We start from the raw sequence: 25968 nt of genomic DNA, 5'->3' as shown, positions 1-25968 counted from the left end.
AACTCATTAATTTATTAATAACGATGCTAATAGTCGAATTTCTTTTTCTATATCATTTTGATGATTACCAACAAAAAGGCCATGTTCATCCAGATATGAAGCCGCAGAGATCTCTCCTGAAATTTCATAATCAAAAAACTTTAAAACTGTCGAATTTTTAAGAAAGTTACCGGTCACAATTGGTCGACACTCAATACCATTTTCGGTTAATAACTTAACTAGATCAGATCTATTATATGGTGAATTTTCCTTTAATATCAGAGAAAATCCAAACCAACTACTATTACCTATTTCTTTTTGAATCGAAATATATGGGTGATTTTCAAATAGAGACTTGAACAAAAGTGCATTCTTACGACGAGTTTCAATAAATGCGGGTAATTTTTTCAGCTGTTCAATACCAATTGCACCACTCATTTCAAGAGGTCTTACGTTATAGCCTGGAAGGACAAATTTAAATGACTCCTCAAATGGATCATCACTTTTTTCACCCGTAACATGATTAAATTTAGGTAAATTCCTTGTCCAACCATGTGCTCGAATACAAAGCAAAATATGATATAACTCTTCATTATCAGTTACAATACATCCCCCCTCCATTGTAGCTATGTGATGAGAGAAAAAAGAACTAAAAGTTCCCATAATGCCAAACGTACCCGCTTGCTTACCATCAATAGTAGCCCCCATGGATTCACAATTATCTTCTAGAATAAAAATATTTTTACCAGCTATAATTTCATTCATTTGAGCATAATCATTAGCATTACCTAATAGGTTCACAGCCAAAATTGCACGTGTATCTTTTGTTATCGCAGTTTCTAACTTAACTAAATCCAAATTTAAAGTATCAAGATCAATATCTACAAATTTAACTTTAAGTCCATACTGTTGAAGTGGAAAGTATGTTGTAGACCAAGACACTGCAGGAACTATAATCTCATCACCGCGCTTAAGTTTTAGTGATGGATTTTTAGTAAAGAATAAAGAAGCAATCATCAATAAGTTTGCTGTTGAGCCTGAGCTTACCATTACAGCATGTTTTGCACCAAAAAATGCGGCAAAATCCTTTTCGTATTGCGCAACCTCTTTACCCATGGTAAACATATCAGATTTTATAACTCTCTGTATCGCATCATATTCATGATGGTCCCATGTGCTGCTTGCCAGCGCATATTTTTTCATAAAGCCACTTTCTCCAAAAAATATTGATATGTCTTACTTATTCCATCTTTAATAGACGTCGTATCATCCCATCCATGTTGTCGGGCGAGACTAGTATTTAAACGCTTCACTTTTGTACCGACTGGCTTTGTTTCATCAAAATGAAAATCACCATGATAGCCCACTATCTCTGCAACAATCCGATTATAATCTAGAACGGAGAAATCAACTTCAGGCGCCAAATTTAGATTTTGGGGAAGCTCTTGCAAATGGCTTGACACTTCATAGATATATTCAGCTAAATCTTCAGCAAAAAGAAATTCTCTTCTTGCTGATCCGTCTCCCCAAATTTCTACAGATTCTACTTGTTCAACCTTGGCCTCATGGAGACGACGTATAATTGCAGGAATCATATGAGCCTTCAACTTATCAAATGAGTCACCTTTACCGTATAGATTACACGGTATTAATGACTTATAACAGACACCGTACTGTAGGCTCAAATAGTTTGCTAATTTCAAAACACAAGTTTTGGCTAGACCATAACCTTCCGTATCTTTATTAATCTTTCCAGAGAGAATATCACTCTCTGACATTGCGTAGTCTAAATTTCCATCTGGATAGACATTTGCGCTGCTAATGTTAATTAAACTAGGAACGCCTTCGACAAATGCCGCATGAAGGACATTCAGTCCTATTTGGAGGTTAACAAAACAAAACTCATAAGGTTGCTGAATATTCTGTCTAATCCCCCCGACTAAACCCGCGGCATGAATAATAAGGGTCGGTTTATGATGTGCGATAAACTGCCTAACCTTTTCAAAATCAAAAAGATCCAGTTCCTCTTTAGAGGGAGCAATTATATCAGTTCCGTACTTAAGAAAAGCTGATTTAATATTGCTCCCTAACATGCCTGCACCACCAGTTAAAAATACTTTCATTTATCTCTCAACTGAAACTGTAGATTCGTAGCCATGGCTTTTCAACAGTGCATGCTGCTTCGCAGTAACCAAATCTGCAGCAACCATTTCACTGCACATTTCTTCAACGGTTATCTCAGGGACCCAACCCAACTTATCTTTTGCCTTAGTAGGATCCCCCAATAAAGTTTCTACCTCCGCAGGTCTATAGTAACGAGGGTCAACCCTAACAATGACATCTCCAATACTCAGCTCAGGTGCATTTTTACCAGTAATACTAATCACCGTAGCGACTTCATTTTCACCTTCGCCGGTAAATTCCAAAGTGATACCAAGCTCTTTAGCTGATAATCTAACAAACTCACGTACAGAAATTTGCTTACCCGTAGCGATCACAAAATCTTCGGGCTGGTCTTGCTGCAACATCATCCATTGCATTCTAACGTAGTCTTTTGCGTGACCCCAGTCACGTAAAGCATCCATATTTCCCAGGAATAAGCACTTTTCCAGTCCTTGTGAAATATTTGCTAATGCACGTGTTATCTTCCTAGTAACGAATGTTTCACCACGGCGAGGCGATTCGTGATTAAATAAAATACCATTACATGCATACATATTATAAGATTCACGATAATTTACAGTAATCCAATAAGCGTACATTTTCGCTACTGCATATGGTGAGCGAGGGTGGAATGGTGTCGTTTCCTTTTGCGGTATTTCTTGAACCAAACCATAAAGTTCAGAAGTTGATGCCTGATAGAAGCGTGTTTTTTTCTCCAAACCTAAAAATCTAATCGCTTCCAACAAACGCAATGTACCCATTGCATCGACATCTGCTGTATATTCGGGTGATTCGAACGAAACGGCAACATGTGATTGTGCGCCTAAGTTATAAACTTCATCAGGCTGGACATCATTCAAAACTCGGGTCAGGTTTGAAGAATCTGTAAGGTCACCATAGTGCAATATTAGATTGGGATTATCTTCATGAATATCTTGATAAATATGGTCTATGCGTTGGGTATTAAATAACGACGCTCTTCTTTTTATGCCATGTACTTCATAACCCTTTTCTAATAACAACTCTGCAAGATACGACCCGTCTTGACCTGTTATACCAGTAATTAAAGCAACTTTTTTCTTAGACATAAAACTTTCCTTTTATATTAGTTTCAATTTATACCAGAATGTGAAAAAACCAAAATTTAAATTGAAGCTATCAGAATTGCATTTTCCAATACAGATAATATTTTATTAACTATATGATTTTTCCATCTTGAGAACTTTACTAGGCATAAAAACTCTACACAGACACATTACTAGAGCGTCGAAGCTAGATGATAACTCTATCATCTAGCTTTATTATTAACCCATGCGTTGAATTTACCTTTAAAAGTTAATTGTTAATACTAAATTTCTAATTAAACTCTTTAGTATTTTTGTTTCATTTTAAATAATGAAAATCCTTTTAAAAAATTGAATATTTGTATCTTATTGCTAAATGTATATTCTATAAAAAAGTAAATCGAGAATTCAACTCCGAAGTGCATCAACCGCTCAAGCCACTTAAATTAATTCATTTAACACAACTAGCTGCTGTTTGAATCCCAAGTATCTCTTTGGCCTATGATTAATTTTATCCTGATATTGTTTTAACTGTTCATCAGTGACCGATTACAAATCATTGCCTTTAAGTACATTGCCAAAGCTGTCCGTTGTAATTCTCATTCAAACCTCACTCACATGAACATAAGTATGAGCATAGTAAATGTTGCAGCTAAATGCACTCTGATATTTTAGACCGGCAAGCATAACTTCGATCTGATATTGCATTAAAATAAACCCTAAACACTAATTTTACTCGATTTTACATCTCAGTAATTCTAACCTAGCTGAGACACTTTTTATCCATTTTGAAACAATCGCTCTTATTTCTAAGTAAGCGTTATCCCTTGAAAACCTAAGATTTTACTGTTTTCCAACTCTTTATCTTAAAGCAGTCCCAATAGGCCGTTTTTTTAAAGATAGAGTCTAGAGTTCTAGAACGCTTCGCTGCTCAAAGCTAGAACAGAAAAAATTAGTCTTCTTTACGTACAAAATGTCTAATTAATACCCACATCACGCCTAGCATACCGCCTAACATGGTGCCTAATACGCAGATCAAGGCGCGTTTGGGTTTGGCTTTTTCTTCAGGTACTAATGCAGGATCTATGGTTTTAAACACATATTCATCACGCACCTCGGCAAACATGATGGTTTTCGCCTGCTCTTCGATCAGTTTATAGAGTACCTGACGAATATCGGCGACATTAGTTTGCATTATCTGCTTGTTTAAAAATTCTGTGCTACGGGTAGCCTCTGCGACATCGCGATCTTTCATCACTTTATTAATATCTTCGACTAACCAAGTCACCCACTGCTGGGCAACATAAGGCGATAAATGCTCAACCGATACAGTCACCATTCCTGTGTCTTTCGCGGCATTCACACTGACAATTTCACTAAACTCTTTATACGCTTCCTGCATTGAAGGCTCTGGCTTAAATGGCGCCTTTACCTCACGTACCCATTGGTTTGCCGTTACATCATAGATATCACTATCGTAACTTAGGCTATTATCCGTCATGTTCCATTTATCAGCCGCCATCAAGTCTGGGAGGAGTTGATGCTTTTGAATAAAGTCGCTGGCAAATTGGCGCGATTTCATCACCTCTATGGCCATTTGTGTCTTATCGACACTCCCGCCGCCACCAAGGTTAATTCCGGCCATTGAGGCCAAGCCACCAAATTGACCGGCTAACGCAGCCAAACCTCCGCCACCTTGCTCTTCACTTGCTGGGGCTAACAAGGCTTCTGATTTATAGATATTAGGCTGCAAAATAGCGAAAACGACTGAGGCGATGGCAAACACAGCCGTAATCGCTATGATCAACCATTTGCCTTGCCAAATAACGCTAAACAGTTCCCTTAAATCAATTTCGTCGTCAGCTTGTTGGGTATTTTGAAAAAATGCATCTGTTTGATGTTGCTGTATTTTATTGTTCATATTTCCATCAGATTCTAGAGTCTAGGACGCTTTGCGGCTAGTGCGCTACGCTACTATGAAAAAGCAAATCATATCGCTTAGTCATACTTTTCAATTCTGTAGTCACCGCAATTTTCTTTTATCTGTAATTCCTTATTTTTAATTAGAGAACCTAAAATTTTTGCTAGCTCTTTAGCTTCTTTTATCATTTCCAAAGCGGAAGATTTTCGCAGATAACCAACCTCTACACCGATATATAACTGGGTAACTAATTCTCCAAGGGAACCTTTTGCATAATACAGAAATCGAATTTTCTCTCTAGGAGTCTCTCGCTCTTCACCTTATCCGGTACATCCTTGTACCTCACCTCTTCAGAGGCCGATGCAAAACGCACATCGTTCAAAAATTGCTCCTGCATTTTTGTCCGCTATATTCGAAGGCACGGACAGCCCAGAGCGAGTAATTTGATCTTTAAAGCCCCAATTAGTAACAGATTCAGTTGCCTTATATACATCACATGACAATCTTGAAGCCCTTTTCCAAACATCTAATCTTTCAAAACGCATATAAGATCCTTCTTAGTCAACGTCTAGACTCGGTTTTAAGATAGCTGAGAAATAGGCTTTTTTAATTCAGTTAAAGTCCTGAAATCGCCGAGATAGCCACAGCAGTGTTATAGATAATCCCAGTGATTTGAGTCCATAAGGTGAGGTTATCTTTGTACTCTGTATCCAGTGGCACAATAATCGTATCTCCTGGGCTTAGCTCTGTCGTGCTGCTAAACCACATGGTACGACTAGGCAACATAACCGAACCATCAGCCTTAATGATATAGATACGGTCGTCATCTGCGCGCTTTCGCACGCCGCCAGACATAGATAGGTACTGATCTAATGTCAGTCCATCTTTAAATCTATGAGTCGCGGCATGCTGTACTTCGCCCATCACAGAAATGGTTTCTCGGGTCGACGGAATATAAAGAATATCTTGATCTTCTAGCTGAATATCCGCCTGGGCTATGCCTACTGAAATTGCCGGCAAATCAACAACTAAACGTCCTACAGCCTTGATGTTTTCCAAATCACTTAGCATCAACTGCGCATCGGTGTAATTCACCACATTGCCATCTTTAGACACACCACGGGTCGCGATGTCACGTCTGAGTTGGTCGGCAAGTTTCTTAATCTCTATCTGCTCTTGCTGACGCACAGATTCACGCACAAACACAGAGGAAGGTAAAAAAGCATACTGAGTAAAGCCGCCTGCGCGCTCAATCACATCCGATAATTTTTCACCACGGCGGATATTGTAGATACCAGGGAATTTAACTTCGCCACGAATTTCAACCGTTTTGTTTTCCTGCCAGTCAGGCGTGGTCATCACAGTTAGAATATCGCGAGGCTGCAACACTTTATCCTCGCTAGCTTGGCCAGAGATGGCGGCATCTAAATTAATATCAAGATGGCTGACTGTTGAATACTCACCTTCCAGCACCGAGCTAGTCAGCTCAGCGCGGGCAGAATAAGCTCCCTCGAGCAAGCCGCCAGCGGCCATCACCAAATCACTTATCTTTGCCTTATCCGCTAAGGGATAGATGCCAGGATGGCGCACCTTACCATTAATGGCCACGATTGGCGCACCACTATTCCCCATACCTTGACTGATAAGTTTTGTCACCACGGGATAAAGTAGCTCGCCGCGATTCATCGCACCACTTTGCTTAATCAACTCTTTATCGTCGAAGAGATTAAACAGCATTTTTTTCACTTCGGCGGTAACCAGTTCTCCGGCTTCTTTCTTGGCCAGCTCCTCTTCTGTTTCTTGAGATGAGTCTTTAGTCACCACAACCCCGGCAATATCGCTGCGGCTTTCGAGTTGGGTCTTATCTAGCTCAGCAAAACCCGCTTTGAAGAGGTCATTGCCAACTAAGCTATCTCCGGTTAACGAGGTGATCTCTTCAACCCTGTCTTTAACGAGTTTATTCAACTCAAAACGATTGATGGCTTCGTCGCTGTAGTTAAACAGCATGATTTTATCGCGGGGTTGCAGCGTAAGGTCTTGCTCGGTTTGCTTATCGCCTATGGCTTTTGCCGGCGAGAATTGCAATACCTTGATATCCCCGTAACGATTAGTTTCACGGATAATGATGCCGTAATTAAGATCGGCCGAGATCAGCAAATCCCCCCAGAGAGAAGGGAGTAAATCACTGATCTTCTGCCCGTCATACCACTGGTATTTTCCAGGACGTACAACGGCGCCCACTAAGGTAATGGCATCTTCAAAACGCACCGACGCGTTTTTCACTCGAATGTAGTCACCCGCTTGTGCTTTGGTAGACTTACCGGCTTGAGTGGTTAAATCCACATTGACAAGCCCACGTAAACCATTGCTATTGAAACGCTCAATAGTGCTGCTCTTTGGATAGGCGCCTGGAGTCACTCCCGCCGCCATCGCAACAATATCAGCCACGGTTTCATTCTGTTTTAGCTCATAAATCGCTGGGCGACGCACCTCGCCTTCGATACTGACCAAGCCACCGACAGGCGGAATGAATACAACATCGCCAGAACGTAAACGCAGATCGCCAGAGGCATCGCCGCGCATCAAAAGATCGTACAGATCCATACTGCCGACTAACTTGCCATTACGCTTAACTTGGATATCACGCAATGAACCTATTTCATTCACACCACCGGCCACAAACAAAGCCTGGGTAATGGTTGAAAGGCTGGAGACGGTATAAGAGCCCGGTTTATAGGCATCGCCTGCGATAAAAATACGGATCGAGCGCAACTCACCCATGGTGATATTGGACTCGATACCTATCATCTGCTGTTTAATACGATGGTTTAAGGATTCTCTCAGCTCGGCGAAACTCAGTCCCGCCACAGAAATAGGCCCAAGTTGAGGGAACTGAATGGTACCATCGCGGCTAATAACTAGATCATACTCTTGATTATCTTTACCAAAGAGTTGCACCTTGATGCGATCGCCAGGCCCAACTAAGTATTCGCTTGGCACAGGTACATCGGAAACGGGCGCAAAGGTGGTTGGTTCCCCCTGAAACAGTTCATAACCAAAACGCTTTAACTCTTTCTTTTGCTGCTCTTTGGCAAAATCGAGCTCTTCATTGGCATTTTTCAACCCTTGCAACTTGTCAGTATTTTCAAACTGACCATCGCTATTTCTGGGCAAGACTAATTCGGGGTTAGCAAGATCCGATTGAGTCGTTCCCTTTCCTGTTAACAACGCAGGGTCAATACCATATTGACGTGCCAATCTTTGCTGTTCGGATGCGGGGAGATTTTTAAACTGCTCTATCATCTCAGGTGATGGCGTTATCGCCTGCGCACTGCTCGCAATGATAAAAAAGTTTGCCATCATAAACAGGGCTGCAACTGCCGTTATTATGGTTTTTGTGGTTCGTTGTAACACTGAAACTCTCCGTTGTTCAAAGCAAAATGACAAATCAAAGCGTTGAAGATGATAACGCATTAAAACAAATAAGATATTATTTTTCGGGTCTTTGGGGTTTCGAGCTTCAGACACGCTACCGCCCATAGGTTGCGGCCCCCAAACTGCCCATCCCCTCATGGGATTCTTCAAATTTTTAGTGATTCTTTCTCTTACAGAGCCAAGGTTCAAAAGCCAGACTACCTTAGCATTAATACAAACTATCTCGGTAATGCTATTGAGATGCCTCGCGTAAGACACCATAAAATAAAGCGTGTTTAAGTGCCATAATTACTCTGTAAATTATAGCCAAGCGCTGTCCTAGCTATATCTTCACCCATCTCAATTTCCTACCGGTTTGAGACTCTCTTTAGCGACATTCACGCGTTTCTGCTGCCCCATAATTTCAAACAAAATATGGCAGCGCTTCTCACCACTTTTTTCGGCAAAAATGCCTTCTAGATCCACAAAAGGGCCGTCGACAAACTTCACCCTGTCACCAGGCTTAAACTCAGGTTGAGACTCGCTGCCCCCCCCAGAGACATCAAGCTCATTGAACAACTTGTGCTCTTTCATACGGATGGCATGAATAATACTGTCATCAATAGCTGTCATCTCTTCTTTACAACCAACAAAACGTGAAACACCACGTGTCGAATGGATACGACTAACACTGGTTTCTTTGGGATCAAAATAGATAAAGAGATAATTAGGAAAAAGAGGAGCGCGTTTTACTGAGGGCTTACCCGCTTTAGACACTTTCTCAAGATGCATTGGAAGATAAGTTTCTATCTGCTGCAATTTGAGATTATCTTGCGCCCTCGCTTCATTGCGAGATTTGCAATACAAAAGATACCAAGACTTCATAATTTCCCTATAACAGTGCTTAGGATTATCCATTAAATTGACAGAAATCTTTAGAATCCGACAAGTTACTAACTGTCAAATAATCAATATAAGATCCTGAATATCCATATCAATTCGAAATGCTAATGTAACAAAAAAGGCAACATAAGTTACATCCAATTTTCAAAGAAAATCATAGCAAATACTCTAGTCGTTTTAAATCATCCTGCTGGGATTTTTCGCCTCACACCATTATATTCGTAGCTATTTGTCGCTTTTACCATCACAACGCCTATTTTTCATCCAACCGGTTTCTTCACGGCATTTTATCTGGTCAATATTCACATGCTGACCGAGTCTAAATTGACTTTTAGCGGCCGAAAAGGGTATATAAGGTGGGTTTCAGATAAATTCGTCACGAAAATATTAGAATATAACAAAATACTACAGCGAGAAAATCGCACGCCAAGCGAAAAGTTTTAAACCATATCAACTGGTTAGCTTAAAAAAGGCAAAGTATTGACGACATTTGCAATCACATTTTCTGCATATTTTATGTAGACAATCACAGCTAAGGTGGAAACTTCAATGAGCGTAGCTAAACCTCAAGGAACGATGCTTGGGCATCCAAAAGGATTGTTCCTATTATTTACAACGGAATTGTGGGAAAGATTCAGTTATTACGCGATGCGTGCAATCTTGGTACTATACCTAGTTGACGCGGTTCGCACACAAGGCGGACATGGTCTGGGTTGGACCCAGGCAGATGCGATTTCACTTTACGGTACCTTCACAGGTCTAGTCTACCTGACACCGCTCATTGGGGGTTGGTTGGCCGATACTTATTTAGGTCAACGTAAAGCCATCATGATTGGTGGCGCACTCATGGCTGCGGGCCAATTTATCCTTGGTACTCCTCATGCCTGGATCCAAGGCATGGAAACAGAAGTATTCTACCTGGGTCTAGGTATCCTTATCTTAGGTAACGGCCTGTTTAAGCCAAACATATCTACCATGGTGGGCGACCTGTATGAAGAAGGCGATCATCGCCGTGACGGTGCATTCACCATCTTCTACATGGGTATCAACGTCGGTGCCTTCCTGTCAGGTATTATCGTAGGTTCTGTCGTTGCTTATTACGATGGTAACTTCCAAGCAGGTTTCATCTGTGCCGGTATCGGTATGGTGTTATCACTCATCATCCAGTTCCTGTTTGCACAAAAGCTGTTAGGTGATATTGGCCGCGTTCCAGCTGCCAAACTTGAAAAAGAAAAAGAAGCCGCTCAAGGTCAAGTTCGTAAAGAGCCACTGACTAAGATTGAACGCGATCGCATCAAAGTCATCATGATCATGGGTCTGTTCACCATCATCTTCTGGGCTGGTTTTGAGCAAGCCGGTGGTTTGATGAATCTGTTCACCAACGAGTTTACCGACCGTATGATTGGTGGCTGGGAAGTCCCAACGACCTGGTTCCAGTCTCTTAACGCTATGTTCATCGTGATCTTCGCCCCTGTCGTGGCCTCTATCTGGGTACGTTTAGGCAAGAATGAACCTAATTCACCCGTTAAGTTTGCTTTAGGTCTGATCCTACTGGGTATTGGTTTCCTATTCATGATCGGTGCCGTATTAGAGATGGGTGGCGACGCCAGTGCTAAATCAAGCATGTGGTGGCTGGTTGGTGCCTACTTCTTCCATACCATGGGTGAACTGTGTCTTTCTCCTATCGGTCTGTCTATGGTAACTAAGCTAGCTCCACTTCGTATTGCCTCTCTGATGATGGGTGCTTGGTTCCTGTTCGTTGCAGCAGCGAACAAGATTGCTGGTGTTGTGGGCTCATTCATTGGTCATGGTGGTGAAACCGAAGAGCAGCTAGCCAACGCTATGTCTATCTTCTCTGGTATCGCAATCACTGCCGCTATCTCAGGTGTGCTCCTCTACTTCATGGCTGATAAGCTAGTCGATTGGATGCACGGTGCCGAAGATGGTCACCATGATGAAGAAACCGCTCTTGAAGAAGAGATTGCCGTGACAGCAGAACACGAAGCAATTCGACGCTAATCACAGCTAACGTATCAATGAAAAACGCCTCACAATGTGAGGCGTTTTTGTTTTAAGGGGCGAGAATCTTAGCTTCTAACTCCTAGCCCGTAGCTCAATACTCGTAGCTCGCAACTCGATACTCGCCGCTAAAAGCTCATCTGCACATAGCCACCCGGTAAACTGTCGGTTTTATAGGTAAGACCGAGAAATTGATTATCCAGCAGCATCTCCCTATGCTCAGCTCCGCTTGAGACAATACACAGGCTCTCGCCTACCATTAAATCCCGAAATTGGGTGCTGGGCTGGCCCCACTCCAAAATCCCTAACTGCAGTGAATCAGGTAGCGCCAGGGGTAATAGGCCTTCTTGGTTACGGATATAACAGCGCAGACCTTTACCCGCCTGAGCAACCGAGGCGCGATAGTTTGTCAATTCCACCACAGCATAAATAATATCTACATAGATATCTAAGCCCGATTTACTCATCCTTTCATTAAGGTAACTGAGCATGCTAAAGGGTTCGATAACAGTATGGCTGTTGCTGTTTCGATACTGTTTCAATTTCTGATTAACAAAACTCTTAAGCAGGACACAGGCAAAAGCAGAGCGATTGTCCTGAGGGTGGAAGTGGGCCATATACATGATCAGATACTGATCGCCGACATTGGTACTGTCGATGAAGTAAGCACTAACATCATCGTTTTTAAACAGGCTGTAATCGATTTTCGCCTTGGGGTAATCAATTTCTGACGGTGGGAAAAGCTGCTGCTGCACACTCTTGGCGGCTTCGGCATTTTGCTCTAACAGACTTAAATGTTCTTCAAGCTCTTGGTAGGACAGCTCTTCTAAATCGGCGAGTTGGACATCTTGCTCATATTTACCACCTAAGCATTGACGGATGGCGCTCTCAATCATAAAGAGATCATTAACCGGCTTGGCCAAATAATCACTGGCACCGATGCGCAATGCTTCGACTACATCGGCCATCACCTGATTGCCAGAAATCACAATCGCCAGGGTATTGGGCTTACGCTTAATCATCTGTTTAAGCATCTCTAAGCCGCCGAGAATCGGCATACTGAGATCGGCTAAAACGACATCATAATGCCCCTGGTTAAACAGCTCCAACCCCTGTTCGCCATCATAAGCTTCAACCACTTTGGCACCACGGCGAACGAGATAAGCAGCCACTAGACTACGAAAAACCGGGTCATCTTCGACGAGCAATATGACGAGATTTTCTAGTGCCATTGAACTTCCCCATTAATCGCGCGCATTTCCCCATCGCCAGATATCTAGAGTTATTTGCTATAGTGTTGAGACTTACTTTAGCCTTGATGGTTCAACTTTTCCAATAATAACATGTAATTAATGGTTCTAGCTTACTAAGCGGCGTGTCAGTTAGGGATCACTCCAGCTCATCTAAATAATCATCAAGCAGCTCATCTTCATCCTGCTTTACCGGAACATCACCATCGTAAACTTTATAGTCAACATGCTGCAGATAGGCTTCTTTTACAAAAGTGTAGGGGTCAAGTGCATTATCGACAAGTCGCTCCTGATCGATTGCTTCTGCTCGCTTGTGTAAATTTTTCAATCCCCATTTGATGGCCGATTGCCAAAAAGTAAATTCAGAAAGTGGGAAATAGATACCATCAACCCAATCCGAGGCCAACTCCCTCACCACATAAGGGCCTAAGAAAGGTGCCATAAAATAGGGACCATTAGGCACGCCGTAGTACCCCAAAACCTCATTAAATTCATCTTGCTTACGTGGCATTCCCATCATATCGGCAACATCGATTATCCCAAGCAATCCTAAGGTGCTGTTGATGGTAAAACGACCGCCGGCATTTGCCGCCCAGCCCCATTTCCCCTGCAGGGCGTTATTCACCAAAGAGCTGGGTTCATCGAGATTGAGCACCACATTATAGATCCCGGTTTTCACGGGACGAGGGACATAATCATTATAGGTATGGGCGACAGGACGATATAAATATCTGTCTAAATAGAGGAAGTTAAAATCCCACATGGCCCGGTTAAAGCCTTCAAAGGGATCCCTTGGATCGACATACACGACTCGAGTTTCAACGTCTGCGCTATCCTTGGCGCCACTTTCACTTTGTTCTGCTGCCAGCGTTGCCATAGGCAAAGCCGTACTCAACAGACTTAAGGTGATCCATTTACACTTCATAGAGATTGAGTTCCTCACAGTATCGTCTGACTAAAGCTTTAATACTGCTCTGCCGATAACTGATGATATTAGGGCGTGTTTATCTTTCTAAGTTTGTTTTTGCAGCAGTTTGTTGGAAATTCATACAATACAGCACTTTTGATGTGTGGTTATTCCACATGAGAAAGTGCTAACGCCGTAGAAATAACAACAAACGCTGCCCTGCGGGGTCGATTAAAAGCATTTTACTCTTTGTTATGAGCTGATTTACTTAGATGACTAAGCGTCATAGCTCATGTCGCGATTAAAACACTTTTATTTCGAACAAAAATTAAACATCGAGATAAACACGCCCTAGACTATTTGATTTTCCTTATATGACGGCTAAGGATACTCGGCAAAAAAGCGAGGTCAAATTGAAATTTGTAAAGTAGAGTAAAAACGCCACTTTCCCGGAGAAGCCTAGTGAGGCAAAAAAACCTGCAAATGCCTAAAGTTACCCATACCGACTCATATCAGCTCAATCATAGAAGCATCAAGAGTGATAGCAAGCTGATCCCGGTGAATATTCGCTTTTCTCCTAAACAGGACACTCTGTTATTAAGTCAACATCACTTCAGAGTCCAATACTTGCAGCCTGAAAACAGGTTGGAGTGGCAGGCGGCATTGATACAGAAACAGGGCCAGCTGCTACTCAATCTTGGCAGTGTCACATTACAGGTGCTCGACGCCGAACTCCAGCTAACGGGCACAGTAAAGCGTATGCCGCTGCCCCAGGCATTATTGACTTACATAAAAGAAAATCAACTCCCTGTAAAACAGTTGATGCAACTGGCCGAGCGACCACAGGGCTATCCGGTTGGCGAAATAAAGATAAGTAACAATCTAGCTCACTTTCCTGCGGTGCAAATCAAACTCAGCCCGGGTCAATTTAGCAATGGACAGTTCAATGCCACCCTTGTACTGGACAATCTGGAAAACAGGCAATTACAGATAGCACTCGCTCCTATCCTCAAGCGAACTCAGGTATTACTGCATCCTAAGGCGAGCCAACAGACAGCCTTGAGGCAACAAACAGCCGGACATGCTAATCACACCAAAGAGACAGCGATACCGTCCAAAGGGCAAGCAGAGGCTGAGCCGGCTAGCCAGAATGGAGCTAGGCTCAATCATCACTATGGTCAGCTGGTAAGTAGTCTGAGTAAATACTTGCTAACACCTGAGCCAGTGGCAAAATCTCCAGCCGCGACCAGTTCAACATCACTTCTCCAGTACAACTTGGTAAATTCAAATTCTGTGGCGAATTTAAATGCTGCCGCTAATTCAAACTCTGTCGCTAAAGCAGGAGCCGACTCAGCCATAAAATCAGACCCATCTATTAAGTCAGAAACAGTCGTTAAACCAGAAACTATCATTAAGTCAGAAACTGTATCCAGATCTGAGTCTCTGCTCGGGGTCAAAGCAGAAACCAGCACCTTATCTGTTACCACTCAGGCTAAGCCCAGACACAGAGGGCTGGATCTTGCACTCAATCTGCTCGATACCAAGCTAAGTTCGAATAAAGCCACTGAGCAATCGAGCATGCGTAAGCTGTCACTTCTCTCCCTAGTCAAACAGCTGCATCCTCTGCTACTACCCCGTCCGCTGAGTGAACTCGCAGCCCCTGGCATTATTCGTCAAGAGCTTATAGATTCGGCACTTATCGGCAATCTCACTCCTGCCGATAGCAAATCTATGCTAAGCAGTCATAGCAGCACCATAGGCATCTTATTTCAATTATTGCTGGGCAGGCAGCACACAAACAGAATATCGCCAGAGCTCAATCAGCGGTTGCAGGCATTGCAACAAGGCATGGCGATGGACGCCAACATTTTAGGTCTGCTGGAAAAGGCCGACACCCTAAGCAGCTTAGGTAAGCTGATCTCAGGTTTACATCTCTACCAGCAGGCCAGCAGCGATACTCTTCAAGGCAACAACTGGTACTTTACCCTACCCTACATGCTGAATAATCGTCAGGAGAATTTCGAAGGTCACTTCGAGCAAGAGGCGCAAACCGAGGGGAAGAAAAAGTGCTGGCGGCTAAGACTCAAGTTCAACTTAACTGCCGGCGCAGTGTTGATAAACGCCGAGGTGAAAGACAAGCAGCTCAGGCTCAGTTTCACCGCCAGCAGCGATAAACTACTCGAAAATATAACAACGAAGCTCCAACCCCTCTCGGATAAAATCACCGCTATCGGCCTGACTTCAGAGGCGATAACGGCCCATAAAGATAAGGTGCCCAGAAGCTTGCTGCCGGGAGATAATCAGCTAGGTAGCTTTAAGGTAAAGGTTTAATAGAGAGCCCAGATCATGAGCGATGAAAATAAGGTAGATAATTCAGCTGAGCAGGCACCGCTACAGGCGGCGGCCTTAAGTTATAACGGCGCCGATGCTCCCATATTAACCGCCAAAGGGGAAGCCTTGCTGGCAGAGGAGATAGTCTCGCTGGCCAAAGAAGCGGGGATCTATATTCATAAAGATCCCAATTTAAGTCATTTCCTGCAAAAACTGGAGTTAGGCGAAGCGATCCCCAAAGAACTCTACCTGTTGATCGCCGAATTGATCGCCTTTGTCTATATGCTCGATGGTAAGTTCCCCGAGCGCTGGGATAATATACACCAGAAAATTATCGAAGAGGCCTAGGCTTTTAGCTTCAGCCGTTTAGCTATATGCGTTTAGTTTTAGCCGCTTAGCCTTTACTGTGTAGCCTTAACAGCAGCTCAGCCTCCGCCTTAGGCAGCTCACACTCACGAATAAGCTCATCAACATTGGCGCCCAACTCTACCATTTTCATCGCTCGGGTATACAGGCGCGCCTGAGGCTCCTGCTGACTGGCTTCATCGATACGCGCTTCCTGTTTAGCCAGTTGTTTCTCTAAAGCCTGCATACGCCGGCCAACGCCTATGGTGCCGGTACGAAGTTCTTGTAACTCATGCTTTAGCCCTTCCCTTTGGCTTGCATCGTCTTCGAGCGCAGAGGAGAGTTCATCGATTCTGGCTTTTAACTTAGCCATCTGTTTTTGCTGATATAACACCAAAGCTAAGCAGGCAATTATATACAATAACGCCGCGATCAAAATGTCATCGCCAATCATAATAAACCTTCACCTAAGCCATAACCCCAAAATCATAGTCAGAAGCCAAGCTTCTAGAGCATTGAGAGCTCACTCCATTCATCATCGGACAGGAGTTTATCCAGATCCACTAAGATCAGCAGCTCATTCTCCCTGTTACTCACGCCCTGAATAAACTTGGCGCTCTCCTCTGTGCCCACATTCGGCGCGTTGTCGATATCTGAGCTGTGCAGGTACACCACCTCGGCGACACTGTCGACCAAAATACCAATCACCTGCTTTTCCGCCTCTATGATAACGATGCGGGTTGCGTCATTAATGTCGGCGCTGCCCAATCCAAAGCGTGAGCGCGTGTCGATAACAGTGACTACATTACCACGTAAATTAATGATGCCTAATACATAATCAGGTGCACCAGGGACAGGGGCTATCTCGGTATAACGTAAGACTTCCTGCACCTGCATCACATTAATGCCGTAGGTTTCATTGTCTAAACGAAATGTCACCCATTGCAATACCTGATCATCTTTACTTGCAGCTACCGCCGCTGCGTTTCTTGCGTCTGCCATAACAACCTCAGTCGATGGGATCCTGACTACCCAGTCCCGAATTTAATCTTGCAATGAGTGCAGGCACATTCAAGATGCCGCACATCTGCTGTTTCACTATCCCTGCAAGCCAGGGACGCTTACCCGCTTTACTGCGCCAATTCACCTGTGACTTCTCCATTTTGACCGAATTGACCAAAGATTCACAGGCTAGGCCCCAATTACTGCCCTCTAACATCACAATATATTGATAATCAATAGATTCTGCTAGCTCATCATTATATTTTTCTGGCATCACCCAGGCACAAGTATTGACAATATTGAGCTGAGAATCCCTGTGGGTCTGCACCCCATGGAACCACTTAGGCCGCCCCATAATGTAATTCACTCGCTCTATCTGCACTATGCCGCCCAGACTCACCAAGGGCACAGCCAGAGTCAGACCGGCCACCTTGAAAAACAGCACCTGAAAGGTCTCATCCAGCTCATCATAAACACTGGTAATTGGCGCTGATGCCTCAGCTTCAAGCACAGCAGCGAGGCCAGTCTCCGGCTGCTCAACTGGCGCTGGATCGTCAACATTTTCAGGCTCAACTTTCCGTGGTTCCAGTATTTGCGGCGTTACTATTTCTGGCACGACTTCTTCTGGCACTGCTATTTTTTGTGTTTCTGCTTTTGGCGTTTCTGCTTTTGGAAACGCTACAGCGGCCTGCGACTGCATTTCTGCGACGGGGGCCAGTAACTGTGCCAGCGCCGCTTGCTGCAAACCGTTCGCGCCAGGTGCAGTGTGGAGCAGTTCTGGGCGAGCCTCCGGCTGCACCTCTTTCTCCTCGGCGAGCAAGAGGGAGAAATAATCATAGATAGCCGCATCAACCGAATTTGACATGATCAAACTCCTTTGACAGCAGATCATCCAACAGACGCTCGTAGGCCTTCACCCCACGGGAGTATGGCGCAAAATGGGACACAGGCAGGTGCGCTAAACTGGCGTCTCTGAATTTGGTGTCTACCGGGATCACATCGGGCCAAAGCAGCCTACCATAGGTTTGCGCCAAGCTGGTCAGCGCCATAGGCGACGCCTTAGTTCGCTTATCGAACATGGTCGGCACTATGGTGTAGCTATATTTCAGCTTCTTCGAGTGACCCATCATATTCATGGTTTTCACCATTCTATCCAGCCCTTTTATGGCTAAAAACTCGGTCTGCACCGGAATAACAATATGCTGACTCGCCGCCAAGGAATTAACCATCAAGACCCCAAGCACAGGCGGACAATCTATGAGGGCGACATCATACTGCCCTTCAAGCAGGGTCAAGATCCGCTTTAATACCAGACCCATCCCCTCTTTGCCCGCCAAGGTGCGATCCAGTGTCGCCAGAGCCATGGTGGCGGGCAGAAGATCTATGCCTTCGATCTTGGTCGGCACTATATGGGCAAGAATGCTGTTCAGCGTCAAACTCTGATGCTGTATAAAAAGGTCATACAGGGAGCCGGGCACCTGCTCAGAATCTATCCCTAAGTAATAACCTAATGAGGCATGGGGATCTGTGTCTATCATCAGCACCCGCTTATTACGCTGAGCCAATAGCCCGGCGAGACTGACCACTGTCGTCGTCTTTCCGACTCCCCCTTTCTGATTGGCTATGGTCCAGATCTTCACCCTAACATCCTCAAAAATGTGCACTTACCTCTCAAGGTAACTGCACTGCTAATTCATTAATTTGGAAAACAATTTTCAACAAACTGGATTCAACAAACTGGATTCAACAAAACTGTATTAACAAAACTGGGGGCAACAAAATGGCGCGTCAGATTATTGAACATCCCGGGTCGTCACAAGCACGCCGCCATTGGCAAGACGGATGATTTTTACTCCCATCTCATCTTCCGATATCGTCACGCTGCTGAGATCTTTATCGGCCGCTTCTGGATTTACTGCACCTTTGGATGACGCAATGCGATTATCCCCTGATGGACTGCTGCCTTTTGTGCTGTCTGGATCGATCACAACCTTTGTCTGTCTACCGGGTTTAGCCTGTTTTATCAGGTTGGCCGCCGCCTCAGGGTGAGCTTCTAACCAGCTGGCTAGCGCCTTTGCCTGTTCATCGGGCACCATCAAGAGCACCTGACTACTCTGCAATTTGCTAACCTTCTCCTTAAGCACACTGACCTCATGTCGCTGCTCAAGATAGAGCAGACCTGTGGACACAGAACAGAGCAATAAAAAGAAGATAGTCAGCATTACTATTGTGCTGCTGCCGGTCTGCCTTTTCGTTACTGTGCTAACCACGGCCACTCTCTTTGATTATCGATTCGGCCATCTCCCCTAAGGCAATCGAGTGGCTGGACAATCCCGCCGATGTCACGGCCTGGGGCATGCCATACACCACACTGCTGGCTTCATCTTGTGCCCAAATCGTTGCACCGGCATTTTTCAGCATGCGCGCGCCCTCTCGTCCATCGGCGCCCATTCCCGTGAGCACCACGGCCAAGGCATCACCGCCAACCAATTTCGAGGCGGAGGCAAAGGTGATATCGACACAGGGTTTGTAATTCATATCGCTGCTACCGGCGATCACCTTGATGCGACCATGGCTGCCGCCACGCTCCAGCATCATCTGCATTCCGCCCGGTGCCAGGTAAGCACAGCCTGGGCGCAATAGATCACCATGTTGCGCCTCTTTCACTTCGATGGCGCATAGACTATTCAGGCGGGAAGCAAATGCCGGCGTAAATGCGGCAGGCATGTGCTGAATTAGCAAAATCGGCAGAGGATAGTTAGCTGGCAGCTCGGTCAAAATCCGCTGCAATGCCACTGGTCCCCCAGTGGATGTGCCAATCAGCAGCAATTTATAGTGTTTGCCGCTCGCTCGGCGCGGCGCGCTCGAGCCAACACTTGCAGCGGAGCCCTCTACTCTGGATAGGCTCACCTTTCTCTCCTGAGCTGCACGTGTACTCAAACTGCAGGCATCGGGTCTCACTCCAGGGGCATCGGGCCGGGCTCTGGGGGCGATCGAGCGAAACACTCGCCTGTGGCCTAAGGCTTTAACCCTTTGCTGCAACAGCAAGATAGCGTCATCTTTATTGGTGGCAATATCCTCAAAGCGTTTGGGCAGAAAATCCAACGCGCCCGCTTCCAAGGCATCGAGTGTCGCCCTGGCGCCGTCGTGGGTTAATGAGGAGAACATCAGAATAGGCACAGGCGAGTTAGCCATGATTTGGCGCACAGCCGTGATCCCATCCATCACTGGCATCTCTATATCCATGGTGATCACCTGGGGCTTAAGCTCTGCCGCCAGTTTCACTGCCTCCATGCCATTAACGGCCGTAGCCACCACTTCCAGATCCGGATCAGCATTAATGATTTCACTGACTCTGCGACGAAAAAAACTTGAGTCATCAACAACTAAAACTTTAATTCCCATTCACATTCCTATCGCAGCACTGCAAATTACGCTGCCATCGCTTCCCTGCTAGCGTTTGTTTTTCGCGTATTGTTTGTTTTTTGCATAGTGTTTTAACAGACCCGGTACATCCAAAATCAATGCAATACCGCCATCTGAGGTGATAGTCGCCCCCGCCATACCCGGCGTGCCATGGAGCAAGGTGCCCAGCGGCTTTATCACCACTTCCTCTTGCCCAATCAGCGCGTCCACCACAAAACCTATGTGCATGGTGCCAAGCTGCACTATCACCACATGACCCTGTTTCTTCTCACTAGTCTCAACAGAGGAGCGACCGCGACTCAGCCAACGCTCCAGATAGAAGAGTGGCACCGCTTTTTCGCGCACTATGACAGTTAATTGGCCATCGACCACATTGGTCTTGGTCAAATCGAGGTTGAAGATCTCATTGACGCAGGACAAAGGCAGCGCAAACACTTGACTGGCCACTTCCACCATCAGAGTCGGCATAATCGCCAGTGTCAGCGGCACCTTGATCTCCAGCCGGGTTCCACGCCCAAGCTCAGAGTCAATATGTATGCTACCGTTAAGTTGAGTAATACGGGTTTTCACCACATCCATACCCACACCACGACCCGAGATATCTGAGATCTCCACCTTAGTGGAGAAACCGGGCGCGAAAATAAGGTTATAGGCATCTTCATCGGCCATACGCGCCGCCGCATCCTCATCGAGCACGCCTCGGCTAATGGCGATTTTTTTAAGTTTTTCAGGATCCATACCCGCACCATCGTCCTCGATGATCAGCAGAATATGATCCCCTTCCTGGCTGGCCGACAGAGTAATAGTGCCGCTGGGCGACTTGCCCTTGGCCTCACGCTCGCCGGGCAGCTCGATACCATGGTCCACCGAGTTACGCACCAGATGCACTAAGGGATCGGCAAGGGCCTCGACCAGATTTTTATCGAGATCCGTCTCTTCGCCTATCATGCGCAGTTCTATCTCTTTGTTCAGACTGCGGGCAAGATCGCGAACCACACGCGGGAAACGGCCAAACACCTTTTTAATCGGCTGCATGCGGGTCTTCATCACGGCGCCCTGTAGATCCGCCGTTACCAGATCCAGGTTCGCCAATGCCTTGGACATATCCTCATCATCGCGGGAGATCCCAAGACTGAGTAGACGATTACGCACTAATACCAGCTCGCCCACCATGTTCATTATCTGATCCAGACGCGCCGTATCCACCCGAACTGTGGTTTCCCCCTGTGGCATGCTGTTTCCAGTGCTCTTAGTGGCTAGGTTCGGCTTCGCCTCTGGGGCGACACTGAGCTTTACGGCTTCAGGCTTTGAGGCTGGCTTTGACTCAGCAGGCTGTGATTCGACGGGCTTTAATGCAAGCGGCTGCGCCGTTTGTGCCTTACCCGGCCCGACGCCTGTTCCATGAAGCTCATCGAGCAGCTGCTCGAATTCATCGTCAGTTATCTCATCGCTGTCGGCACTTGGCTTATTTGATTTAGTTGACTTAGTTGCCGTATTTTGTGTATTTGCCGTGTTTTGTGTATTTGACATATTTAGCTGCTGAGCCGAAACCGCATCGCTCGCCGCAGGCTGCTGCGCCGCTGAGGCAGATGAATTAAAGCTGCCCACGCCGTGTAGTTCATCGAGCAGGGACTCAAACTCATCGTCTGTAATATCATCACTACCGGCGTTTGTGGATGAAGCACCAGAGGCTGTCGCTTTCTTATCGCCAGCAGGACTATTGGCAACAGTGTGTTTAAAGGCGCCTACCCCATGAAGTTCATCAAGCAGGGATTCAAACTCATCATCACTGATCTCATCCCCCCCATCATTACTGGCGCTATCGGCCGCGAAGGCTTGGGTCTGATAACCCGCAGAAGGCCCTTTACCCGCGCCGTGCAGTGCATCTAACAGGGCTTCAAATTCGACCTGGTCAATTTCATCGATATCTCCCTCTTTAGGCTCTGAAACGGGCGCGATATCTGACGGAGAAGCTCCGATTTCAGGCAGATTATCTATGCTGTTGACAGAAGCAATGTCGTCGGCAAAAGCCGATGAAGGCGAAACACTACTCTCGCTTGCTGAGGCTAACGGCGCACCAGAGCTGAGTAATTTGAGATTAGCTAACAGCGCATCATCTGCGGAACTCTGCTCCTGACCACTCTGGGTCTGAGCAAACATAGAGTTAACCGCATCCACAGCTTGTAAGATGATATCCATCAATTCGGCGGTCACATGGCGTTTACCCGTGCGTAGCAGGTCGAAGGTATTTTCTGCCTCGTGGCAGACGTCCACCATGGGGCTCAGACCTAAGAAACCAGCGCCGCCTTTTACCGTATGAAAGCCGCGGAAAATAGCATTCAGCAGATCGCTGTTATCTGGATCATTCTCCAGCATCACCAGCTGTTCTGACAACTGTTCGAGGATTTCCCCCGCTTCAATCAAAAAGTCCTGCAGTATCTCTTCATCAAGATCAAACGACATTAACTTGACTCCTTCCTAGAAACCCAGACTCGAGAGCAAATCATCGACTTCATCCTGACCTGTGACGACGTCATTACGCTGACTTGGATTTAAAATGGGCCCCTCAGCCATGAGTGTCTTATTAGGGTCGAAGGCATTTTCTGCTTCCGTTTGCTCGCCAAACATTGTCAGCATGGAGACTAGGCTGGTTTCGACCTCACGCACCAGCTCGATGACGCGGCGGATCATCTGCCCGGTAAGATCCTGAAAATCCTGCGCCAGTAAGATGTTACTGAGCAGCTCTTTCAAGCGGTTGGAATCGGCTTCGCTGCGCTCGATAAACTGCTGCATATCGTGGCAAAGCACCTTAAATTCATCTAACTGAATATCGCGGCGCATCAACCTGTCCCAGGCGGGTTTGACCGCTAGGATATTGTTGGTTAAGGCATCGGCAAGGGGAAGGGATTCTTCGACGGCATCCATGGTTTTATTGGCTGCCTGCTCTGTCATGTCGATCACATAATTGAGGCGTTCCTTCGCATCTGGAAGTTCGCTGCTCGTCAGCTCAATAAGGCGCTCATCCACCTGAAAGTCCACTATGGCGCTGTGAAGCTGACGGGTTAGGCGCCCAACCTCATCAAACAGCTCTGTCTGGATTGGACTGGATATTTCTCTTATTATTTCATCAGCTTGGGACTGTTGATTATCTTCGAGTAAGGCCACCAATTGTTTGGCCTGCGCTAAACTGATCAGTCCTGAAGTTTCTGCCTGCATAGCCCAACCTTAATTTAACCGAGACGCTCGAAGATTTTGTCTAATTTCTCTTTTAGTGTCGCTGCTGTAAAAGGTTTGACGACATAGCCATTTACGCCAGCCTGGGCCGCGGCAATGATCTGTTCTCTCTTCGCCTCTGCAGTCACCATAAGTACCGGGATATGTTTCAGCTTCTCGTCTGCGCGAATCGCCTTTAACAGATCTATCCCCTGCATACCTGGCATATTCCAGTCGGTAACAACAAAATCAAAATCGCCTTTTTGCAACATGGGCAAGGCCGTTGTGCCGTCATCGGCTTCCTGGGTGTTGTTAAACCCTAAGTCTCTTAACAAGTTCTTGATGATACGTCTCATTGTTGAAAAATCATCAACAACAAGAATCTTCATATTCTTGTCCAAGGTTTCCTCCGCGGAGCTATTATTATTCTGCTCATGTGAACGTTATATGCTAGTCCAGTGCTTGAGCTTGCCTTTCAGTCTCAGCATCGCCTGACTCAATATCTGGCTGACACGTGACTCGCTCACCTCAAGCACCGCCCCTATCTCTTTTAAATTCAACCCTTCGTCATAATACAATGACAGCACCAAGCTATCCCTCTCGGGCAACAACTTGATGGCTTCAACCAAAGCGAGCTGAAACTCATCTTCGGCTAGGGACTCAAAAGCATCATCCTGATGCTCGCCCTCCTGACTCAATGTATCGGCCGATACACCAAGATCTTCAATACCAATTACCTTACCCACGGCGATATCATTCAGTATGTGATAATACTCATCCAATGAAACCTCTAGACGCGCGGCAATTTCATGATCTTTTGCATCCCGACCTAAGGCTTGTTCCAACTCATCGATCACTTCCGCCACGCGTCTCTGATTGCGATGCACAGAGCGCGGCACCCAATCGCCACGGCGGATCTCATCTAACATGGACCCGCGAATGCGAATGCCGGCAAAGGTCTCAAACTTGGCCCCTTTGCTGCCATCGAATTTACTTGAAGCTTCGAGTAACCCCATCATGCCCGCCTGGATAAGATCATCCAGCTGAACAGAGGCGGGTAAGCGGGCTAACAGATGATGAGCGATCCTTTTTACCAGCGGTGCATACTGTTCTACGATAGACGTCTTATTATCTAAACAGGTATAGGCCGCGGCTTTATTCACTCGAACGCTCCTGTGAAGGACGCTGCACCAAACGCTCGACGAAAAACTCTAAATGCCCGCCGGGCTGCTGCGGAATGGGCCAGCTGATGATTTTATTGGCTAATCCATGATAAGCGATTGAGGCCGGTGACTTAGGGAAAGCCTCGACGATAAGCTTTTGTTTACGCACTGACTTTCTTAAGTTTTCGTCAAATGGAATGGTGGCAACCAGTTCCAATGCCACATCGAGGAATCTGTCCGTCACCTTGCTCAGTTTGGCAAACAGTTCCATCCCTTCGCGCAGGCTTCTGACCATGTTGGCCACAATTTTAAAGCGGAACACCCCATGGTCGCGGCTTAAGATTTTAATCAGGGCATAGGCGTCTGTGATAGAAGTCGGCTCGTCACACACCACAATAAGCACATCCTGAGACGCACGGGAGAAGCTCAGCACCATATCGGAAATGCCCGCCGCCGTATCGACAATCAGTACATCGAACTGGGTACGCATCTCGCTAAATGCCCGGATAAGACCCGCATGCTGCGCCTGGGTCAACTCAACCATGGCCTGAGTACCAGATGTCGCCGGAATAATGCCTATCCCTTTTGGACCTCTGACAATAATATCGTCAAGCTCAGACTCGCCCGAGAGCAAGTGTGACAAGTTGCGCTCGGCGCGAATGCCCAGCATCACATCCACGTTAGCCAAACCCAGATCCGCATCGAGTACCAGCACTCGCTTGCCCTTCTCTGCCAGTGATACAGCCGTGTTGATCGACACACTCGTCTTACCCACACCGCCTTTACCACCTGTAACGGCTATGACTTTGACTTTTTCATTATTTGGTTGATTCATCATACGTAAACCACTTGCTTGATCGCGACTCAT

At 45.8% G+C, this 25968-nt stretch carries 22 protein-coding genes and 1 pseudogene; 3 read left to right on the top strand and 20 right to left on the bottom strand.

From position 1 onward, the window contains the following. Positions 1–6 precede the first annotated feature (6 nt). The 7 genes and pseudogenes from LZP69_RS12870 to rfaH all read right to left on the bottom strand — a co-directional run bounded on the left by LZP69_RS12870 (position 7) and on the right by rfaH (position 9426). Positions 7–1182, bottom strand: coding sequence for a DegT/DnrJ/EryC1/StrS family aminotransferase (locus tag LZP69_RS12870; protein ID WP_234201075.1), 1176 nt, complete (start codon positions 1180–1182; stop codon positions 7–9). After that, on the bottom strand, positions 1179–2102 hold the full coding sequence (locus LZP69_RS12865) for an NAD-dependent epimerase/dehydratase family protein (RefSeq protein ID WP_234201073.1): 924 nt from the start codon (positions 2100–2102) through the stop codon (positions 1179–1181). The genes LZP69_RS12870 and LZP69_RS12865 overlap by 4 nt, the downstream gene beginning before the upstream one ends. Beyond that, entirely contained in the window at positions 2103–3230 is a 1128-nt protein-coding gene (gmd, locus tag LZP69_RS12860; protein ID WP_234201071.1) for a GDP-mannose 4,6-dehydratase, read from the bottom strand. It abuts the gene before it with no gap. A 928-nt stretch (positions 3231–4158) separates the two neighbouring features. Continuing rightward, a complete protein-coding gene (locus LZP69_RS12855) occupies positions 4159–5127 on the bottom strand; it encodes a Wzz/FepE/Etk N-terminal domain-containing protein (RefSeq protein ID WP_234201070.1) in 969 nt (322 codons plus the stop codon). 77 nt (positions 5128–5204) lie between these two features. Then, positions 5205–5672: pseudogene (locus LZP69_RS12850) on the bottom strand (four helix bundle protein). A gap of 70 nt (positions 5673–5742) precedes the next feature. Beyond that, positions 5743–8541, bottom strand: coding sequence for an SLBB domain-containing protein (locus LZP69_RS12845; protein WP_234201068.1), 2799 nt, complete (start codon positions 8539–8541; stop codon positions 5743–5745). Between the two features lie 360 nt (positions 8542–8901). Further along, entirely contained in the window at positions 8902–9426 is a 525-nt protein-coding gene (gene rfaH / locus LZP69_RS12840) for a transcription/translation regulatory transformer protein RfaH (RefSeq protein ID WP_234201151.1), read from the bottom strand. 567 nt (positions 9427–9993) lie between these two features. On the opposite strand from rfaH, the gene LZP69_RS12835 reads away from it, so the two are divergent. Beyond that, entirely contained in the window at positions 9994–11463 is a 1470-nt protein-coding gene (locus LZP69_RS12835) for a peptide MFS transporter (protein WP_234201067.1), read from the top strand. A 128-nt stretch (positions 11464–11591) separates the two neighbouring features. Here the strand turns inward: LZP69_RS12835 and LZP69_RS12830 are convergent, their stop codons facing one another. Continuing rightward, entirely contained in the window at positions 11592–12695 is a 1104-nt protein-coding gene (locus LZP69_RS12830; protein WP_234201066.1) for a response regulator, read from the bottom strand. A 157-nt stretch (positions 12696–12852) separates the two neighbouring features. Further along, positions 12853–13638: an MlaA family lipoprotein gene (locus tag LZP69_RS12825; protein WP_234201065.1), complete on the bottom strand. Its 786-nt coding sequence runs from the start codon at positions 13636–13638 to the stop codon at positions 12853–12855. Between the two features lie 465 nt (positions 13639–14103). Here LZP69_RS12825 and LZP69_RS12820 point away from each other — a divergent pair, with 465 nt between their 5' ends. Next, complete coding sequence (locus tag LZP69_RS12820; protein WP_234201064.1) at positions 14104–15951, top strand: hypothetical protein; 1848 nt, start codon at positions 14104–14106, stop codon at positions 15949–15951. 15 nt (positions 15952–15966) lie between these two features. Continuing rightward, entirely contained in the window at positions 15967–16299 is a 333-nt protein-coding gene (locus LZP69_RS12815; protein ID WP_234201063.1) for an EscU/YscU/HrcU family type III secretion system export apparatus switch protein, read from the top strand. Positions 16300–16345: 46 nt separating this feature from the next. Here LZP69_RS12815 and LZP69_RS12810 read toward each other — a convergent pair whose 3' ends face one another. From LZP69_RS12810 to LZP69_RS12760, 11 genes are all read right to left on the bottom strand, one after another. Further along, positions 16346–16750: a DUF2802 domain-containing protein gene (locus tag LZP69_RS12810; RefSeq protein WP_234201062.1), complete on the bottom strand. Its 405-nt coding sequence runs from the start codon at positions 16748–16750 to the stop codon at positions 16346–16348. Positions 16751–16803: 53 nt separating this feature from the next. Further along, positions 16804–17298 (bottom strand): chemotaxis protein CheW, encoded by a 495-nt coding sequence (locus tag LZP69_RS12805; protein ID WP_234201059.1) that lies wholly within the window; start codon positions 17296–17298, stop codon positions 16804–16806. 7 nt (positions 17299–17305) lie between these two features. Further along, on the bottom strand, positions 17306–18163 hold the full coding sequence (locus LZP69_RS12800) for a chemotaxis protein CheW (protein WP_234201058.1): 858 nt from the start codon (positions 18161–18163) through the stop codon (positions 17306–17308). Further along, positions 18147–18938, bottom strand: coding sequence for a ParA family protein (locus LZP69_RS12795; RefSeq protein WP_234201056.1), 792 nt, complete (start codon positions 18936–18938; stop codon positions 18147–18149). The genes LZP69_RS12800 and LZP69_RS12795 overlap by 17 nt, the downstream gene beginning before the upstream one ends. A gap of 153 nt (positions 18939–19091) precedes the next feature. Continuing rightward, positions 19092–19568 (bottom strand): membrane anchored protein in chemotaxis locus, encoded by a 477-nt coding sequence (locus LZP69_RS12790; protein WP_234201054.1) that lies wholly within the window; start codon positions 19566–19568, stop codon positions 19092–19094. Continuing rightward, on the bottom strand, positions 19561–20703 hold the full coding sequence (locus LZP69_RS12785) for a protein-glutamate methylesterase/protein-glutamine glutaminase (protein WP_234201052.1): 1143 nt from the start codon (positions 20701–20703) through the stop codon (positions 19561–19563). The genes LZP69_RS12790 and LZP69_RS12785 overlap by 8 nt, the downstream gene beginning before the upstream one ends. 48 nt (positions 20704–20751) lie before the next feature. Beyond that, positions 20752–23187 carry a chemotaxis protein CheA gene (locus LZP69_RS12780; RefSeq protein WP_234201050.1) on the bottom strand — a complete coding sequence of 812 codons (2436 nt, stop codon included), beginning with the start codon at positions 23185–23187 and terminating at the stop codon, positions 20752–20754. Between the two features lie 15 nt (positions 23188–23202). Beyond that, positions 23203–23940: a protein phosphatase CheZ gene (locus LZP69_RS12775; RefSeq protein WP_234201048.1), complete on the bottom strand. Its 738-nt coding sequence runs from the start codon at positions 23938–23940 to the stop codon at positions 23203–23205. A 14-nt stretch (positions 23941–23954) separates the two neighbouring features. Then, on the bottom strand, positions 23955–24338 hold the full coding sequence (gene cheY / locus LZP69_RS12770) for a chemotaxis response regulator CheY (RefSeq protein ID WP_234201046.1): 384 nt from the start codon (positions 24336–24338) through the stop codon (positions 23955–23957). Between the two features lie 42 nt (positions 24339–24380). Continuing rightward, on the bottom strand, positions 24381–25100 hold the full coding sequence (locus tag LZP69_RS12765) for an RNA polymerase sigma factor FliA (protein ID WP_234201044.1): 720 nt from the start codon (positions 25098–25100) through the stop codon (positions 24381–24383). Beyond that, positions 25093–25968, bottom strand: a complete 876-nt coding sequence (locus LZP69_RS12760) for a MinD/ParA family protein (RefSeq protein WP_326490267.1) — start codon at positions 25966–25968, stop codon at positions 25093–25095. Before LZP69_RS12760 ends, LZP69_RS12765 begins: the two co-directional genes overlap by 8 nt.

This window comes from Shewanella sp. AS1 (genome assembly GCF_021412565.1).
Classification (GTDB): domain Bacteria; phylum Pseudomonadota; class Gammaproteobacteria; order Enterobacterales; family Shewanellaceae; genus Shewanella.
The sequence above is the reverse complement of the archived record's forward strand: the minus strand, read 5'-3'. Positions and strand labels throughout refer to the sequence as shown.

What these genes read in the sequence shown, in the direction of transcription:
- LZP69_RS12870 (WP_234201075.1), bottom strand. Translation starts at nt 1,182, where the DNA reads ATGAAAAAATATGCGCTGGCAAGCAGCACATGGGACCATCATGAATAT.
- LZP69_RS12865 (WP_234201073.1), bottom strand. Translation starts at nt 2,102, where the DNA reads ATGAAAGTATTTTTAACTGGTGGTGCAGGCATGTTAGGGAGCAATATT.
- gmd (WP_234201071.1), bottom strand. Translation starts at nt 3,230, where the DNA reads ATGTCTAAGAAAAAAGTTGCTTTAATTACTGGTATAACAGGTCAAGAC.
- LZP69_RS12855 (WP_234201070.1), bottom strand. Translation starts at nt 5,127, where the DNA reads ATGAACAATAAAATACAGCAACATCAAACAGATGCATTTTTTCAAAAT.
- rfaH (WP_234201151.1), bottom strand. Translation starts at nt 9,426, where the DNA reads ATGAAGTCTTGGTATCTTTTGTATTGCAAATCTCGCAATGAAGCGAGG.
- LZP69_RS12835 (WP_234201067.1), top strand. Translation starts at nt 9,994, where the DNA reads ATGAGCGTAGCTAAACCTCAAGGAACGATGCTTGGGCATCCAAAAGGA.
- LZP69_RS12830 (WP_234201066.1), bottom strand. Translation starts at nt 12,695, where the DNA reads ATGGCACTAGAAAATCTCGTCATATTGCTCGTCGAAGATGACCCGGTT.
- LZP69_RS12825 (WP_234201065.1), bottom strand. Translation starts at nt 13,638, where the DNA reads ATGAAGTGTAAATGGATCACCTTAAGTCTGTTGAGTACGGCTTTGCCT.
- LZP69_RS12820 (WP_234201064.1), top strand. Translation starts at nt 14,104, where the DNA reads ATGCCTAAAGTTACCCATACCGACTCATATCAGCTCAATCATAGAAGC.
- LZP69_RS12815 (WP_234201063.1), top strand. Translation starts at nt 15,967, where the DNA reads ATGAGCGATGAAAATAAGGTAGATAATTCAGCTGAGCAGGCACCGCTA.
- LZP69_RS12810 (WP_234201062.1), bottom strand. Translation starts at nt 16,750, where the DNA reads ATGATTGGCGATGACATTTTGATCGCGGCGTTATTGTATATAATTGCC.
- LZP69_RS12805 (WP_234201059.1), bottom strand. Translation starts at nt 17,298, where the DNA reads ATGGCAGACGCAAGAAACGCAGCGGCGGTAGCTGCAAGTAAAGATGAT.
- LZP69_RS12800 (WP_234201058.1), bottom strand. Translation starts at nt 18,163, where the DNA reads ATGTCAAATTCGGTTGATGCGGCTATCTATGATTATTTCTCCCTCTTG.
- LZP69_RS12785 (WP_234201052.1), bottom strand. Translation starts at nt 20,703, where the DNA reads ATGGGAATTAAAGTTTTAGTTGTTGATGACTCAAGTTTTTTTCGTCGC.
- LZP69_RS12780 (WP_234201050.1), bottom strand. Translation starts at nt 23,187, where the DNA reads ATGTCGTTTGATCTTGATGAAGAGATACTGCAGGACTTTTTGATTGAA.
- LZP69_RS12775 (WP_234201048.1), bottom strand. Translation starts at nt 23,940, where the DNA reads ATGCAGGCAGAAACTTCAGGACTGATCAGTTTAGCGCAGGCCAAACAA.
- LZP69_RS12760 (WP_326490267.1), bottom strand. Translation starts at nt 25,968, where the DNA reads ATGAGTCGCGATCAAGCAAGTGGTTTACGTATGATGAATCAACCAAAT.